General features: G+C 66.3%; 10 protein-coding genes and 2 pseudogenes. 4 read left to right on the forward strand and 8 right to left on the reverse strand.

The features are described from left to right. Positions 1-1,761: translational GTPase TypA (gene typA, locus NI18_RS09375; RefSeq protein ID WP_037529682.1), on the reverse strand; the 1,761-nt coding region annotated here is incomplete at its 3' end. A 260-nt stretch (positions 1,762-2,021) separates the two neighbouring features. Here typA and NI18_RS09380 point away from each other — a divergent pair. The 4 genes from NI18_RS09380 to NI18_RS09395 all read left to right on the forward strand — a co-directional run bounded on the left by NI18_RS09380 (position 2,022) and on the right by NI18_RS09395 (position 4,845). Further along, positions 2,022-3,251: a toxic anion resistance protein gene (locus tag NI18_RS09380; protein WP_052149097.1), complete on the forward strand. Its 1,230-nt coding sequence runs from the start codon at positions 2,022-2,024 to the stop codon at positions 3,249-3,251. After that, entirely contained in the window at positions 3,248-3,961 is a 714-nt protein-coding gene (locus tag NI18_RS09385; RefSeq protein ID WP_037529683.1) for a hypothetical protein, read from the forward strand. Before NI18_RS09380 ends, NI18_RS09385 begins: the two co-directional genes overlap by 4 nt. Positions 3,962-4,116: 155 nt before the next feature. After that, positions 4,117-4,491: a hypothetical protein gene (locus NI18_RS09390; RefSeq protein ID WP_031393114.1), complete on the forward strand. Its 375-nt coding sequence runs from the start codon at positions 4,117-4,119 to the stop codon at positions 4,489-4,491. Positions 4,492-4,581: 90 nt separating this feature from the next. Next, positions 4,582-4,845 (forward strand): DUF3297 family protein, encoded by a 264-nt coding sequence (locus tag NI18_RS09395; RefSeq protein ID WP_037529686.1) that lies wholly within the window; start codon positions 4,582-4,584, stop codon positions 4,843-4,845. Positions 4,846-5,025: 180 nt separating this feature from the next. Here the strand turns inward: NI18_RS09395 and NI18_RS09400 are convergent, their stop codons facing one another. From NI18_RS09400 to recN, 7 genes and pseudogenes are all read right to left on the reverse strand, one after another. Next, entirely contained in the window at positions 5,026-6,894 is a 1,869-nt protein-coding gene (locus NI18_RS09400) for an ABC-F family ATP-binding cassette domain-containing protein (RefSeq protein ID WP_037529689.1), read from the reverse strand. Positions 6,895-7,051: 157 nt separating this feature from the next. After that, a complete protein-coding gene (locus NI18_RS09405; RefSeq protein WP_031393111.1) occupies positions 7,052-7,849 on the reverse strand; it encodes a LytTR family DNA-binding domain-containing protein in 798 nt (265 codons plus the stop codon). After that, positions 7,846-8,934 (reverse strand): histidine kinase, encoded by a 1,089-nt coding sequence (locus tag NI18_RS09410; RefSeq protein ID WP_031440649.1) that lies wholly within the window; start codon positions 8,932-8,934, stop codon positions 7,846-7,848. The genes NI18_RS09405 and NI18_RS09410 overlap by 4 nt, the downstream gene beginning before the upstream one ends. 216 nt (positions 8,935-9,150) lie before the next feature. Continuing rightward, positions 9,151-11,589 carry a TonB-dependent receptor gene (locus tag NI18_RS09415; protein WP_347574830.1) on the reverse strand — a complete coding sequence of 813 codons (2,439 nt, stop codon included), beginning with the start codon at positions 11,587-11,589 and terminating at the stop codon, positions 9,151-9,153. Between the two features lie 182 nt (positions 11,590-11,771). Continuing rightward, positions 11,772-12,503, reverse strand: coding sequence for a carboxypeptidase-like regulatory domain-containing protein (locus NI18_RS27945; protein WP_347574831.1), 732 nt, complete (start codon positions 12,501-12,503; stop codon positions 11,772-11,774). A 216-nt stretch (positions 12,504-12,719) separates the two neighbouring features. Beyond that, positions 12,720-14,862 (reverse strand): annotated as a pseudogene (ligA, locus tag NI18_RS09420) (NAD-dependent DNA ligase LigA). 41 nt (positions 14,863-14,903) lie between these two features. Beyond that, positions 14,904-16,567 (reverse strand): annotated as a pseudogene (recN, locus tag NI18_RS09425) (DNA repair protein RecN). Positions 16,568-16,878 lie beyond the last annotated feature (311 nt).

Raw genomic sequence — 16,878 nt, forward strand, 5'->3', positions numbered from 1 at the left:
GACGTCGACCATCTCGTCGTCGTCGATGTACGCGATCGCCTGCTCCAGCGTCGCACGCTTCGGCGGGGACAGGCGGACCTGGTCATCCTTGCCGCCGCTTGCGCGGAAGTTGGTCAGCGCCTTGGTCTTCATCGGGTTGACCTCGAGGTCGTCCGGCTTCGCGTTCTCGCCGACGATCATGCCCTCATAGAGAGCCTCGCCGTGGCCCACGAACAGGATGCCACGCTCTTCGAGCGGACCCAGTGCGTAGTTGTTCGCTTCGCCCGAGCCGTTCGAGATCAGCACGCCGTTCTTGCGGCCTTCGATCTGGCCCTTGTGCGGACCATACTTCTCGAACAGCCGGTTCATGATGCCCGTGCCGCGCGTGTCGGACAGGAATTCACCATGATAGCCGATCATCCCGCGGCTCGGCGCCGAGAAGGTGATGCGGGTCTTGCCACCGGTCGACGGACGCATGTCGGTCATCTCGGCCTTACGGATGTTCATCTTCTCGACGACGGTGCCCGAATGCTCCTCATCGACGTCGATGATGACGGTCTCGTACGGCTCGGTCTTCTTGCCGTCCTCGTCCTCGCCGAACAGCACGCGCGGACGCGAGATGCCGAGCTCGAAGCCCTCGCGGCGCATCGTCTCGATCAGCACGCCCAGCTGAAGCTCGCCACGACCGGCGACTTCGAAGCTGTCCTTGTCGGCCGCCTCGGTCACCTTCACGGCGACGTTCGACTCGGCTTCGCGGAACAGACGCTCGCGGATCATGCGCGACGTCACCTTGGTACCCTCGCGGCCCGCCATCGGCGAGTCGTTCACGGCAAAGCGCATCGACAGCGTGGGGGGATCGATCGGCTGCGCGTGCAGCGGCTCGGTCACCGTGATGTCGGCGATCGTGTCGGCGACGGTCGCAACCGAAAGCCCTGCGAGCGAGATGATGTCGCCGGCCTTGGCTTCGTCGACCGGCACGCGGTCGAGACCGCGGAACGACATGATCTTCGACGCACGACCCGTCTCGATGATCTTGCCGTCGTTATCGAGCGCGTGGATCGCTTGGTTGGTCTTCACGGTACCCGAATTGACGCGACCGGTGAGGACGCGGCCGAGGAACGGATCGCGGTCGAGCAAAGTGACGAGGAAGGTGAAGGGCACGCCGGCGACTTCCACGGCGGGAGGCGGCACGTGCTTCACGATCGTCTCGAACATCGGGATCAGCGTGCCTTCGCGCGCGTCCATGTCGGTCGAGGCATAGCCGTTGCGGCCCGAGGCGTAGAGCACGGGGAAATCAAGCTGCTCGTCATTCGCGTCAAGCGACACGAACAGATCGAACACTTCGTCGAGCACTTCCTGGATGCGTGCGTCGTTACGGTCGACCTTGTTGACGACGACGATCGGCTTGAGGCCGAGGGCCAGCGCCTTGCCGGTGACGAACTTGGTCTGCGGCATCGCGCCTTCCGACGAATCGACCAGCAGGACGACGCCGTCGACCATCGACAGGATGCGCTCGACTTCGCCGCCGAAATCGGCGTGGCCGGGCGTGTCGACGATGTTGATGCGGATGCTCTCGCTCTCGCCCGGGGGCGTCCAGTCGACCGAGGTCGGCTTGGCGAGAATCGTGATCCCGCGCTCCTTTTCGAGGTCGTTGGAATCCATTGCGCGCTCTTCGACACGCTGGTTGTCGCGGAAGGTGCCGGACTGGCGGAAGAGCTGGTCGACCAGCGTCGTCTTGCCGTGATCGACGTGCGCAATGATCGCCACGTTGCGGAGGCTCATGGGAATGCTTTCGGTTTGGACGGAATTTGCAGGCGCGCTTAGCGTTTATTCCGCGATGCGGCAAGTTTGGCGTTTCGATTGCCGCCCGAATGGTTCCCCGCTGCCGGAAAAATCGCTGATCGCGAGCCTGTTTCGGGGTGGCCCGCGCCAGTCTCCGGGCGAGCCGCCAAGACGATTGCGTGGCTTGCGTGTATTATCTAGACACCACAGTTGAATGCGGGTGTCGTTCCCCTAGGATGCGGCACCGATTGGAGGATTGCATGGCGACGACACCCGAGACGCTGACGACCGAGCCCGGCCTGGTCCTGACGCCGCCCGACCCCGTGCCGACTGTCTCCGCGACGAAAGCCGCGGGACTCGTGCCGGTCGATGCGGGGGTGAAGTCGCAGCTCGATGACCGGGTCGCCGGCTTTGTCACAGATTTGGTCGCGCAGGACGTCAACAGCCCCGAATTCGGCAAGCGTGTCGATGCGATCACCGCGATGGGGGCGAAGGAAATCCGCGAGGCGGCGGGCCAGTCGAACCGGTTCCTCGATCGCCCGGTCCGCGCGATGGATCAGGAAACCGGCGTCGGCAAGGATCTGGCGGAGCTGCGCCGCGTCGTCGAGGATCTCGATCCCGGCAAGAAGGGTAACCTGACCGCGCCACAGAAACTGTTCGGGATCATCCCTTTCGGCGGCAAGATGCGCAATTATTTCGACGGCTACAAATCGTCGCAGACGCATATCGCGCAGATCCTGAAGAGCCTGTCGTCGGGCAAGGACGAGCTGCTGATGGACAATGCCGCGATCGATACCGAGCGCGCCAATCTGTGGGCGGCGATGGGGCGGCTCGAACAGATGATCCACCTGTCGAAGACGATGGATGCGAAGCTCGAGGATGTCGCGAACGATCTCGACCACAGCGATCCGGCCAAGGCCAAGGCGATCCGAGAGACCGCGCTATTCTACACCCGCCAGCGCACGCAGGACCTGCTGACGCAGATGGCGGTCACCGTGCAGGGCTATCTCGCGCTCGATCTCGTCAAGAAGAACAATGTCGAGCTGGTGAAGGGCGTCGATCGCGCCTCGACCACAACCGTGTCCGCGCTGCGCACCGCGGTGACGGTCGCGCAGGCGCTGACCAACCAGAAGCTGGTGCTCGAACAGATCACCGCGCTCAACACGACGACCGCGAACATCATCGACTCGACCGGCAAGCTGCTGAAGTCGCAGACCGCGCAGATCCATGAGCAGGCGGCATCGGCGACGATCCCGCTGGAGACGCTGCAGCGCGCGTTTCAGAATATCTACGACACGATGGAAGCGATCGACGTGTTCAAGCTGAAGGCGCTCGACAGCATGAAGACCACGGTCGGCGCGCTGTCGAACGAGGTCGTCAAGTCGCGCGGCTATATCGCGCGGGCGGAGGGCGCACCCAAGGTCAAAATGGGGGGCAGCTGGGCGGCCCGTCGCCGAGCGCGTTCAAGCTGGAGGCGATGTAAGGCGTGAGCGAAGTCGACGACGCCATCGCCAGCGCGCGCGCCTCCTGGTCGCGGATCTCGGACGACCGCGGCGCCGTCGGCGCGGCCCGGCTGCCGACGCGGGCCCGTGCGCGCAATACGCAGGCGATCGGCAAGCGGCTGACGCGGATCGTCGTGGCGGATGCGGTGATCCTGATTGCCGCCATGGTGATCGGCTGGGTGGTGCCACTAGGGATCGGCGGGGCGATGCTGGTGATGGCGTTGCTGGTCGCGGCGACCTTGCTGTTCGCGATGTGGCCCGCCGAGCGCGCGCCGACGCCCGAGCGGCTCGCATCGGTCGATATCAAGGCACTGCCGCGGCAGACCGAACGCTGGCTGGAGGCGCAGCGCCCCGCCTTGCCCGCGCCCGCGGTGACCCTGGTCGACCGGATCGGCGTGCGGCTCGAAACGCTCGCGCCGCAGCTCGCGCGGTTCGCCGACGACGCGCCCGAGGCGATCGAGGTGCGCAAGCTGGTCGGCGAGCAGCTGCCCGCGTTCGTCAAGGATTACGAACGCGTGCCCCAGGCGCTGCGTACGACGCCGCGCAATGGCCGCACGCCCGATGCCGAACTCGTCGCGGGGCTGTCGCTGATCGAGCAGGAGATTGGCGAGATGACACAGAGGCTCGCGCAGGACGATCTCGACACGCTGGCGACGCGCGGTCGCTTCCTCGAGATGAAATATCGCGACGAGACCTAGCAGGCGGTCATGGCGGGGCGGGGATGCTCTCCATGCCGTTAAACCTCAGCTTAACAGCACATTCCGCTTCGGTTCAGACCGACTCGGATAGAGCGGGACCACGGTCGCGGTTCATGCGTTTGCTTCATGCGGACCGGACGTAGAGGAGGTTCTCGATGAACGGATTGATGAAGAAGGCAGGTCTCGGCATCGCCCTTGCGGCGACCGCGCTGACGGCGGCAGCGCCAGCCGATGCGCAGCGTTGGGGTCGCGGCTATCGCGGCGGCGGCTGGGGTGGGTATCACCATCGCGGCGGCGGCAATGTCGCGGGTGCGGCAGTGCTCGGCGGTATTCTCGGGCTCGGCGTGGGTGCAGCGATCGCGAGCAGCAACCGCGACCGCTATGTCGATCGCGGCTATTATAATGGCGGCTATTACGACGGTCCGCCGGTACGGACCTATTACCGCCAGGATTATCGCCCGCGGTGCTGGAGCGAGTGGCGGGTCGATCCCTATTATGGCGATCAGGTCCAGGTGCAGGTCTGCAGCTGATCTGATCTGACGGAAAACGCGGCGTCGGGAGCAATCCCGGCGCCGTTTTTTTTGTGGCGTCACCCGCCCGCTTGCGGCTAAGCGCGCGCGATGACCGACACGCCCCCAGATCGCCTTTCGACCAACCATCGCAGCCCGTTCTTCCAGCAGGAGCTGCTGGAGCGCGGGATCGGCATCCGCTTCAAGGATGGCGTGCGCCACGACGTCGAGGAATATTGCATCTCCGAAGGCTGGATCCGCGTCGCGCTCGGCAAGAAGGTCGATCGCAACGGCAACCCGTTGACGCTGAAGCTGTCGGGGCCGGTCGAGGCATGGTTCGAGCGGCCTGCGGCGAGCGACGCCGACGAGGGCTGATTTCACCGAGTTTCGCCGGTCTCATCGGCCGGCGCTTCTGACAGACTTCGTCACCCCAGCGGAAGCTGGGGTATCCCCGTTGTCGGGTGCCGTGGCTCGAACCGGGAGATCCCGGCTTTCGCCGGGATGACGGGGGAGGGGGCGGCACCCGGATGGTGCACGCCCGTCAGACGATGACCGTCAGGCCGCCACGCCCTCCAGCGCCTCGCTCGCCTCCAGCCACTTGGCTTCGCTCGCCTCGAGCTTCGCATTCACCTCGGCGCGACGCTTGCTGAGATCGCCCATCGACATCCGCGAGAAGCGCGGCTCGGCATTGGCCGGGTCGACCATCGCGCGGTCGATCGCGTTGCGTTCCTTGGTGAACTTCGCGGTCTGCTCTTCGACCTCGCGCAGCGTCTTGCGCAGCGCCGCGTCGTTGCTCTTGGCCTCCGCCGCGGCTTTCTTGCCCGCCTTCTTGTCGGCCTTCGACGCCGCATCGCCCTTGCCTGCATCGCCCTTCAGGACGAACGCGATGTAATCGTCGAGGCTGCCGTCGAATTCCTTCGCCGTGCCGCCATCGACCAGCACGAGCCGGTCGGCGGTGAGTTCGAGCATGTGACGGTCATGGCTGACCAGCACGACGGCGCCGGTATAGGCGTTGAGCGCCTGCACGAGTGCCTCACGCGCGTCGACGTCGAGATGGTTGGTCGGCTCGTCGAGGATCAGCAGATGCGGCGCGTCGCGCGTGATCAGCGCGAGCGCGAGGCGGGCGCGTTCGCCACCCGACAGCTTGCCGACCTTGGTCGTCGCCTTGTCGCCGGAGAAACCGAACCGGCCGAGCTGGCCGCGTACCGCGGCGGGCGTCGCGCCCTTCATCAGATGCGCCATATGCTCGATCGGCGTATCGTGCGGATCGAGTTCCTCGACCTGATACTGGGTGAAATAGCCGACCTTCATCTTGTTCGACGACGCCATGTCGCCGTCCATCGGGGTCAGCTGCGCCGCGAGCAGCCGAGCGAGTGTGGTCTTGCCGTTGCCGTTGCGCCCGAGCAGCGCGACCCGGTCGTCGGGATCAAGCCGCATGTTGAGCCGCTTCAGGATCGGCACGTCCGCATAGCCCACGGTCGCCATGTCGAGCGTGATCAGCGGCGGGCGCAGCTCGGTCGGGTTGGGGAAGCCGAACGACAGCGTCGGATCATTATAGCTCTCGGCGATCGGCTGCATCTTCGCCAGCATCTTCTGGCGCGACTGGGCCTGCTTGGCGGTCGAGGCACGCGCGGAATTCTTCGCGATATATTCCTGCAGCTTCTCGCGCTGCACCGCCTGGTTGGCGCGCGCCGCCTCGATCTGCGCGAGGCGCTCGGCACGTTGGCGCTCGAACGCGTCATAGCCGCCGGGATACAGCGTGATCTTGCCGCCCTGCAGATGCAGGATGTGATCGACGACGTTGTTAAGGAAATCGCGCTCGTGGCTGACGACGACGATCGTCGCCTTGTAGCTCTTGAGGAAGTCCTCGAGCCACATCACCGCTTCGAGATCGAGATGGTTCGAAGGCTCGTCGAGCAGCAGCAGGTCGGGCTGCGAGAACAGCAGCGCGGCGAGCGCGACGCGCATCTTCCAGCCACCCGAGAAGCTGTCGAGCGAGCGGGCCTGCATCTCCTCGTCAAAGCCGAGGCCGAGCAGGATCTGCGCCGCACGCGCGGGCGCGGTATAGGCGTCGATCGCGATCAGCCGCTCGTACACGTCACCGAGCCGGTCGGGATCCTCGCTGGTCTCGCTCTCGAGCATCAGCGCGGCGCGTTCGAGATCGGCCTCGAGCACGGTCTCGAACGGGGTCTTCACGCCGTGCGGGGCTTCCTGCGCGAGATAGCCGATGCGCGCACCCTTGGGCATGTCCGCCGAGCCGTCATCGGGCTCCAGCTGGCCTGCGATCACGCGCACCATCGTCGACTTGCCCGCGCCGTTGCGGCCGATCAGCCCGACGCGGCTGCCCGGCGGCAGCGCCGCACTGGCGCCGTCGAGGATAACGCGTCCGCCGAGGCGCACCGTGATATTGTTCAGGTTCAGCATGGCCGCGGGCGTAGCAGATGCAGCATGGTTTTGCGAGGGGGCGGGCGAGGCGGGGCAGCGCCGATCGCGGGGCGGCGCCTCTCGCCCTCCCGTCATCCTGACTTTCGTCAGGATGACGGCGGGGAGTATGGAGCGGCGGGAGACGACCCGCCGCGTTCTAGTGAACGAAGCGCGCCACCACGTCGCGATAGGAGCGCGACACCTTCACGCTCGCACCTGAGTTCAGCACGAGGAAGCATTCGCCATTGGTGTGGGGCTTTACCTGCTTGACGAGGTCGAGATTGACGATCGTCGAGCGATGCACGCGCTGGAACCGGCGCGGGTCGAGGCGCTTCTCCAGATCCTTCATTGTCTCGCGCAGGATCAGCGTGTTGTCGCCGGTGTAGATGCACATATAATCGCCGGCCGCGTCGATCCGCTCGATCGTGTCGACATCGACGCGGAAGATCTGGCCGCGATCCTTGATGTTGATGAGCTTTTCGAAGCGGTTGGCGGACACCGCATCGCCGTCCGGCATGTCGGCCGCCGCATCCGGCGCCACGTCGGCAAGCACTTCGCGCAACCGGTCGACCTCCTCGACGCCGCGCTTTTCCGACAGGCGCTGGCGGACGCGTTCGATCGTGTCGGCAAGCCGCGATTCCTCGACCGGTTTCATCAGATAATCGACCGCCTGCGCCTCGAACGCGCGCAGCGCGTGGTCCGAATAGGCGGTGACGAAGACGAACAGCGGTGGTTCGACCTCCATCAGCCCCTGGACGACGGAGAAGCCGTCAAAGCCGGGCATCTGGATATCGAGGAAGACGAGATCGGGCTTGTGCGTCTTGATCGCGCGAATCGCCTCGCGGCCGTTCGAGCATTTTTCGATGATCTCGACGTCTTCATGCGCCTGGAGGCGGAGTTCGAGCCCCTGGATCGCCAGCGGCTCGTCGTCGACGAGAATGGTACGGATGGTCATGCGGCCTCTCTGTTCACGTCTTCAAGCTGATAGGGAATCTCGATCTCGACCGAGAAGCCGCCAGCGGGCGTGGAGCGGGTTTCAAAACGATGGTCGGGGCCATATGCCTGCGCCAACCTGTCTCTAATATTAGCGAGCCCGACGCCTGTTGAAAGGCTTGGACTGATCCGGCCATCGATCAAGCCCGGTCCGGTATCGGATACGGCGATCTGCACCCGTTCCCCGGCCAGCCGCACCGTGACGCAGATTTCGGCACCTTCCTCCTGCGGCGTGACCGCATATTTGATCGCATTCTCGACCAGCGGTTGCAGCAGAAGCGAGGGCAGGCGGGCGCGTTCGGCGCGGGGGTCGATGTCGAATTTGGGCCGCATCCGGTCCTCGAACCGCATCTTCTCGATCTCGAGATACAGCTTCAGCGTCTCCATCTCCTGCGCGACGGTGACGTGCGCGGTCGGCTCATTGGCCAGCGTGTAGCGCAGGAACGACGACAACCGCGACAGCATCGCGTTCGCGCGCTCGGTCTGTTTGAGCAGCACGAGCGTCGAGATCGAGTTCAGCGTGTTGAACAGGAAATGCGGGTTCAGCTGATAGCGCAGCATCGCGAGCTGCGCAGAGGAGGCCTGATTCTCCAGATGCTGCATCTGATCGATCTGCTCCTCGACGATCAGGTAGAAGTTGATCCCGAAATACAGCGCCGACCAGCCTGCCAGCGTGACGAAGTTGAGGAACACGAAGCCGAGCATGCGGGTGATCGTGATTCCCGGCGTCGCGGTCTGGATGAACGAGAAGGAAAAGGCGTCGAGCACCGCATAGAGAAACGTCGCCGCCGCCAGCGTCGCGATCGTCAGGAACAGCCCGATCACGCGCGGGATCCGGCGGTAATAGCCATAGAGCGTCGAGAGCAGCAGCGTGATGCAATAGCCGACGATCGCCTCGATGATGACCGGGATGATCGAGGTGAGCGTGAGGCCGTTCGACACCGACGACACGCCGCGCAGCATCAGATAGCCGCTCCAGCCCACCGCCTGCAGCGTCCAGAACGCGCGCGCCTTGTTCTCGAAGAACGGCCGCGCGGAAAAGGGCAGGCGGGGGGGGCGTGCCGGGGGGCTGGGTGGAAGACGGGGCGGGGGAACTGGCCATGGTTGCTCGCGGTCTTACACGCGGGCGGCGGCGGGCGCAAAAGTGGTTGCGGCTCCAGGAGATTTTCGTGCCGGCGGCGAAGGGCCGGTGACCGGACGCGAAAGGGCCGCCGTTTCCCATCTGGAAACGGCGGCCCGGTCGTCACGTCGAGGCGATAGGGCTCAGAAGCTGAACCGTGCGCCGACGCGGATCGAGTAGAGCGACTGACGCGAATAGATCGTGTCGCTCGGCGCCGATGCGGGCGCGCTGTACCGATATTGTGCGCAGGCCTGGCTCGAATTCGCCGTGACCGCTGCGCCCGGCGCCGTGCCGGTCGCGACCGCCGTCTGGAGGCACTGAACGCGAACCGCCGGGATCGTGTACGGGAACTGGTATTCGCGGATCTGGCCCCAGTTCTTGTTCAGGAAGTTGGTGACGTTCTCGATATCCGCGAACAGCTGGACGCGGCTGGCGCCGACGAAGGTCGGGATTTCCTGCGACAGATGAAGGTCGAAACGCGTGAACCACTTCGAGTTGAAGCCGTTGCGCGGCGTGATCTTGCCACGATACTTCTTCAGGTCAGTCGAGTTGATCAGCGCCTCGAACGTGTCCCGCGTTGCCACGCTGTCATACGACACCAGCGCATCGGTGGTCGAGGTCGGCACGTAGAGGAGGTAGCGCGATGCGCTGCCGATCGTGCCGAACACCGGCGACCGGTTCGAGGACAGATCCTGCATCGTGTAGCTGTACGGGCGACCGATACGCGTCTCGCCGAACAGCGTGAAGTTGGTCTTGTAGTCGCCGAAGAACGCGTGGTTGAAGCTGACGTTATACTTGATGTTGTGCTTCACCTGGTCGTTCGAGATGCCATAGGCGGCGCCGTTGGCATCGAGGAACGCGCCGTTGCCGTAGTTGGACGACGCGGTCGACGACGTTGCCGGCGCCTGATCCTTGATGTCCTGATAGGTGTAGCTGACGCCCAGGTTGAGGCCGAAATCGAAGTCCTTGCTGACGCGCGCGACGCCGATGTAGCTGCGGCCACGCGTGGTGTTCGTCAGATACAGGTCCGAATTGGTGTCGGCGAACGTGGTCCGCGAGGCATAGCGTACGCGGCCATCTGGCGTCCGCAATGCCGTCGGCGCGACGCGCAGATCGGTGAAGAACACCTGGTTGCGGACGTCGGACCACAGGAAGTCGGCGCCGAAGTGCCAGCCATCGCCGAACGTGCCACCCCAGTTGGGATCATAGTCGGCCGACAGCGTGCCACGCCACTGCGACGGCACCTTGAAGTTCGGATCGAGCGCGTTGGTCGGCGAAAGCGTGTTGACCGTCGCGTTGGTAAGCACGCCATTGGCCGCCGCCGGGACCGCCGTGCCGTTCACGTTGGTCAGGATCGCGCCGCCGTTGGTCTGCGCGTCCGCCGCGGACAGCCCGGCGATCGTGTAGCTGTTGTTGTTGTTCTGGCGGACGTCGATCGCGTTGGTCAGGAAGCCCGTGTTCGAGAAGCTGTTCGAGACATAGACGTCGGGCGCGCCGCCCGAGAAGATGCCGATACCGCCGCGCAGCGACACCGCCGACACCGGCTTGAAGTCGAACCCGATGCGTGGCTGGAACACGCCGCGGCCCGAGATATAGGCGGTGTTCGGGAAGTTGTAGCGCGACAGGAATGCCGAGTTCAGCTCGGGACGGCTATGGCCGCCGAAAGTGTCGTAGCGTGCGCCGTAGGACAGCGTGAACAGGTCGCTCACGCGCCACGTGTCCTGAACACCGAAGCTGTAGGACTGGTAGCGGAAGCGCGCAGCACCGTTGACCGGGTCGAGCGACGGAACGGCATTGCCATAGCGGAAACGCTGCGCATTGCCGGCCTGGAAATCGGCGATCGAGTCGAAGTAGTAATCGCCCGCGGTCCGCTGGACGAACAGGTTGTTGATCTTCGAATCGGTGAACTCACCGAACACGCGGACGTCATGATTGTCCCGCGTCAGGCGCCCCTGCACCAGGCCACCGAAGCTGCGGCTGGTCAGTTCGTTCGACTGGCGCGAGATGTCCGGTCCGAACGAGACGTTGCCAAAGCCCGACTGGCAGGTGTTGGACAGGTCGTTGTTGGTGGCGGTGCCGGTGCTGCGATCCGAGGTCGGCGCGGTGCAGACCTGCATCTGGGCGAAGCCACGGCCGAGAATCGGGTCCTGACCGCGCTTATAGTCCTTGTAGAAACCGCGGATTTCGGTCGAGAATTCCTCGCTCCAGTCGCTGTTCAGCTGCGCGACGCCGGTGTGGAGGCGGTTCGACGAGATATAGCCGTTCGACTCGAGGCCAAGCCCGGGCGTGCCCGTGACGAAGGTGTTCTGACCGAGCTGGATCGAATCCTTCGTGTAGAGATAGGTCAGCGACGCGCGCTGCGTATCCGACAGGTTGGCGTCGATACGGGCGACGAGGCGATCGTCGCGATCGTTCGAATCCTGCAGCACGCCGCCGGTGTCATAGCCGTAGCGCGAGTCCGCGATCTGTTGGATCAGGCCGACCTGTGCGTCGGTGATGTTGGGGACGACCGTACCGGCGTTGGTGCCGGCGGTACCCTCGACGATCGGGGTGTTCGCACGGATGCGCTCGCCCGCGATCATGAAGAACAGCTTGTCCTTGATGATCGGCCCGGACAGCTCCGCGCCGAAATTCTCGTACTTGAAGTCGGGAATGTTGACGCGGCCGGTGGGAACGCCGGGGCCTGCCTTCGTGCGGTTGCCGGTCAGGCTGTCGTCCGAATAGGCATAGAAGCCCGTGCCGTGGAATTCGTTGGTGCCCGACTTCAGGATTGCGTTGATCGCGCCGCCCTGGAAGTTGCCTTCGCGGACGCATAGGGCGCGACCTTGGTCTGGAACTGGCCGATCGAATCGAACGGGATAGGCGCGCGGCGGGTCGGCAGGCCGTCGGGGTTGAGGCCGAAATTGTCGGTGACCGGCACGCCGTCGACCGAGAAGCGGTTGAAGCGCGCATTCTGGCCGGCGAACGAAACGGCACGACCGCCCGAGGGGGTGTCGTCGAGACGCGCGAACGGATCGCGGCGCATCAGGTCGCGGACGTCGCGGTTCACCGATGCGACCGAGCCGATCTGCTCGGCGTTCAGGACCGTTGCCGGGCCCTGGCTGACGTTGCGCGCGCGGGGCAGCGACGACGCGGTGATGACGATGTCCGCACCACCAGATTCGGCGGCGGCCAGCTCGATCGGCAGTTCATAGGTCTGCGCGACGGTGGTCTGGATGTCGGTGATCGACGTTTCGGGATAGCCCGCCGCGGTGACCGTGACGGTGAACGGACCACCCACGCGCAGGCCGCCGGCATTGAAGCTGCCCGAGGCGTCGGTCGTCTGCGTCGAGCGCGAACCCGACGGCACGTTCAGGATCACCACCGTCGCGCCGGCTACGGGCGCGCCATTGGCTGTAACAGTGCCGCGGATCGAGGAGGTCGTCTCCTGCGCGGACGCGGCCATCGGCGCGATCAGCGCAATCGCCGCCGCACCCAGGAAAAGGTTGTTACGCATTTGAAATGTCCCCTTTGAGCTTATGCTCGAGATCCGCGACTTGATCGTTCGGTCAGCCGCGCCCCTGCGCTCCAAATATTTCGGTTCCATGACATTGGCGAGTCGCGTGTTGCGCCGGACGCACTCCGTCATATTGCGTTGCAAAAAAGCCACGGCCCGGCATCGACTGGTCCACGACGGAACCAATCTCGATCAAGTGCGTGGCACGCTGCGCGTTCAGCTCGCCGCGACGATCGCCGCCCATTCCGCCTCGGTGATCACGCGAATCCCCAGGTCGGTCGCTTTCTTCAGCTTCGACCCCGCGCCGGGGCCGGCGATGACGAGGTCGGTCTTGGCCGAAACCGTGGCTGCGACGCGAGCGCCGAGCAGCTCGGCCTGTGCCTTGGCCTCGTCGCGGCTGAGCGTCTCGAGGCTGCCGGTGAAGACCAGCGTCTGGCCGCTGACGTCCGAATCGCGGGTTTCGTGGACGACGTCGGCGGGCGTCACTTCGCGCAGCAGGTCGAACACGACCGCGCGGTTGTGCGGCTCGGCGCAGAAGCCGATCAGCGCGTTGGCGACCTCGGGGCCGACGCCCGCGGTCTCGATCACGCCGACGAGCAGCTTGTCGCGGCGCAGGACATATTTGCGTTCGGGCTCGCCGAGTACCGGCGTGATGCTGTGATACAGGAACACCGCGCGGCGCAGCATGCTGCCGAGCGCCTTGGCCGAGCGATAGCGGCGGGCGAGGTCGCGTGCGGTGATCTCGCCGACATGGCGGATGCCGAGCGAGAAGAGGAAGCGGTCGAGCGCGATGCTGCGTCGCGCGTCGATCGCCGCGATCAGCTTGGCCGCCCAGACGCGGCCATCCTTCTTGCGCGCGACCAGCTGTTCCTCGGTGAGGCGGAAGATGTCGGCGGGCGACTCGATCAGGCCATCGCGAAAGAACGCCTCGACCAGGGTCTGGCCGAGCCCGCCAATGTCGAAGGCGTGGCGCGAGGTAAAATGGATGAGCCGCTCGACGCGCTGTGCGGGGCAGATCAGCCCGCCGGTGCAGCGATAGACGACCTCGCCCTCCTCGCGCTCGGCGGCCGACCCGCACTCGGGACAGAGCCGGTCGAAGACATAGGCGGGGCGATCCTCGGCGGCGGTCAGGCTCTCGACGATCTGCGGGATGACGTCGCCCGCGCGCTGGACGAGGACGCGGTCGCGACGCGGACGCCGAGCCGCTCGATCTCGTCGAAATTGTGGAGCGTCGCGTTGGTGACGACGACGCCGCCGACGGTGACGGGGTCGAGTCGCGCGACCGGGGTCAGCGCGCCGGTGCGGCCGACCTGGATGTCGATCGCGTTGAGCGTGGTCTGCGCGCGCTCCGCGGGGAATTTGTGCGCGATCGCCCAGCGCGGCGCGCGCGCGACCTGGCCGAGCCGCGCCTGCCAATCGAGCCGGTCGACCTTGTACACGACACCGTCGATGTCGAAGGGCAGCTCGGCCCGGCCGGCCTCGATCGCACGGTAGATTCCGAGCGCGCCCTGTTCGTCCTCGACGCGCGCGAAGCCGTCGGCAACCGCGAAGCCCCAGGCGCGGAACTGGTCGACGATCGCGGACTGTGTCTCCGCGGGGACGGTGCTCGCCTCGCCCCAGCCATGTGCGAGGAATCGCAGCGTGCGCTCGGCGGTGATGCTCGCGTCCTTCTGGCGGAGCGAACCGGCGGCGGCGTTGCGCGGGTTGGCGAACTGGCGCGCCTCCTTGCCGGTCTGTGCGGCGTCCGCGAGCAGGCGGGCGTTGAGCGCGGCAAAGTCGGCCTTTGCCATATAGACCTCGCCGCGGATTTCGAGACCGCAGGGTAGGGGGGCTCGCCGGCCAGTTGCTGCGGGATGTCGGCGATCGTGCGGACATTGGCGGTGACGTCCTCGCCGACCTGGCCATCGCCGCGGGTCAGCGCCTGGACCAGCCGGCCGTCCTCGTAGCGCAGCGAGCAGGACAGGCCGTCGATCTTGGGCTCGGCGGTGAGCGCGACAGGGGCGTCGTCGGCGAGCTTGAGGAAGCGACGGACCCGGCCGACGAACTCCTCGACCTCCTCGTCCGAAAACGCGTTGTCGAGGCTCATCATCGGCTTGGCGTGCGCGACCTTCGACAGGTGCCCGGCGGGGGCGGCGCCGACGCTGCGGCTCGGCGAATCGGCGCGGACGCTGGCGGGGAAGGCGGCCTCGATCGCGGTGTTGCGGCGGACCAGCGCGTCATACTCCGCGTCGCTGATCTCGGGCGCGTCGTCGGTGTGATAGCGCGCATTGTGATAGGCGATGCGCTCGGCGAGCGTCGCCAGCTCGGCGGCGGCCTCCGCTTCGGTGGCGGGAAGGGCGGACGTGGGCAGCGCAGTCATGATCGCGGGGTTAGGCAGCTGCCCCGCGCGCGGCAAGAGTGTCAGGCGGTTTCGAGCAGTCGTTCGGCCTGTGCGCGCGCTTCGTCGGTGATCGTCGCGCCCGAGAGCATCCGGGCGATCTCCTCACGGCGTTCGGCCTCGTCGAGCGCGCGGACGCCGGTGCGCGTGACGGTGCCGTCGTTGCTCTTGGCGATCAGCAGATGCTTGGCGCCGCGCGCCGCGACCTGCGGGCTGTGCGTGACGACGAGCAGCTGCGTGCTCTGCGCGAGGCGTGCGAGTCGCTCGCCGATCGCGCTGGCGACCGCGCCGCCGACGCCGCGGTCGATCTCGTCGAACACCATCGTCGTCGCGCCGCCTTCTTCCGCGAGCGCGACCTTGAGCGCGAGGATGAAGCGCGACAATTCGCCGCCGCTGGCGATCTTGGTGAGGCCGGCGAACGGCGCGCCGGGGTTGGTCGAGATTTCGAACTCGACACGGTCCTTGCCCGCGCCCGACCAGCCCTCCTCGCCGAGCGGGGCGCAGACGGTGCGGAAGCGGGCGGCGTCGAGTTTCAGCGGCGCGAGTTCGCCCGCGACCGCGGTGTCGAGTCGCAGCGCAGCCTTGGCACGGCGGGCCGAGAGCGCGTCCGCAGCCTTGTCGTAGGCGGCACGCGCTTGGCGAGCGTCGCCTCGAGCACCGCGATCCCGCCTTCGCCCGCGTCGAGTCGTTCGAGCCGGGCACGCATCTCATCGGTCAGCGCGGCGAGGTCGTCGGGCTGGACGCGGTGTTTGCGTGCCATCGCGCGAAGTTCGAACAGCCGCGCCTCGTCGTCCTCGAGGCTGCGCGGGTCATAGGCGAGGTCGATCCGCGCATCGCGCATCCGTTCCTCGGCGACCGATCCCTCGATCACCGCGCGGTCGACCGCGGCGAGCGCGTCGGCGAGCGCGACATGATCGCCCGAGATCCGCTCCAGCACGCGCGCCGCCTGGCGCAGCTTGGCGAGCCCGCCGTCCGAGCCTTCGAGATAGTCGTCGATCGCCGACAGGTCGTCCGCGATCTTCTCCGCGCGCTGCATCGAGCGGCGGGTATCGGCGAGCGTCTCCTCCTCACCGGGTTCGGCCCCCAGCGCGGTCAGTTCGGCGACGGTGTGTTCGAGCCAGTCGCGATCACGCGCGGCGCTCTCGATATCCGCGCGGGCAGTGGCCAGCGCGTCCTCGGCCTCGCGCAATGCGGTCCACGCGCGCGTCGTCGCGGCGGGTTCGGTACGGCCGAAAATGTCGAGCAGCGCGCGGTGGCCGCGCGGGTTGAGCAGGCCGCGCTCGTCATGCTGGCCGTGGATCTCGACCAGCGTCGGCGCCATCTCGCGCAGCAGCCCGGCGGAGGCCGGCTGGTCGTTGACGAAGCCGCGGCTGCCGCCATCGGCCTTGACGATGCGGCGGATGATGAGCGGTTCGCCCGCCTCGATCGTCAGCCCGTTCTCGTCGAGCAGCGCCATCAGCGGCGTGCCGGGGGCGGGCGGATCGAAGGTCGCGGTGACGACCGCCTGCGCCGCGCCATGCCGGACCAGTCCGCTGTCGCCACGGCCGCCGAGCGCGAGCCCGAGCGCATCGAGCAGGATCGACTTGCCCGCCCCGGTCTCGCCGGTCAGCACGCCGAGCCCCGGGCCGAAGCCGAGGTCGAGCGCCTCGATCAATACCACGTCGCGGATGGAGAGTTCTGTCAGCATCGGTTCGTCCCTTAGACGATCCGGATGCGAAAATGATCCCCCAATGTTCTGGTTCGTCAGCGGGGCTAGGGGCCGTCCGTTCTTTCCAAGCGCGCGACGCCAATCGTCATCCTGACGAACGTCAGGACCCAGGGTAACGCGCGTGCCGTTAATGGCTCTGGGTCCTGACTTTCGTCAGGATGACGTTGCTCGGGGGACGGGGCCGAGCCCCTAGGTCCTCAGTTGCCGGGCGTGGTGCGCGTGGTGCCGGCGGGGCCGGACCGGGCCCGACCCGGCCCTGCCGCAGCCGGAACCAGAGCCCGCATTCCCGG

The sequence above is a fragment of the Sphingomonas sp. Ant20 genome, from assembly GCF_000783375.1.
Taxonomy (GTDB): domain Bacteria; phylum Pseudomonadota; class Alphaproteobacteria; order Sphingomonadales; family Sphingomonadaceae; genus Sphingomonas; species Sphingomonas aerolata.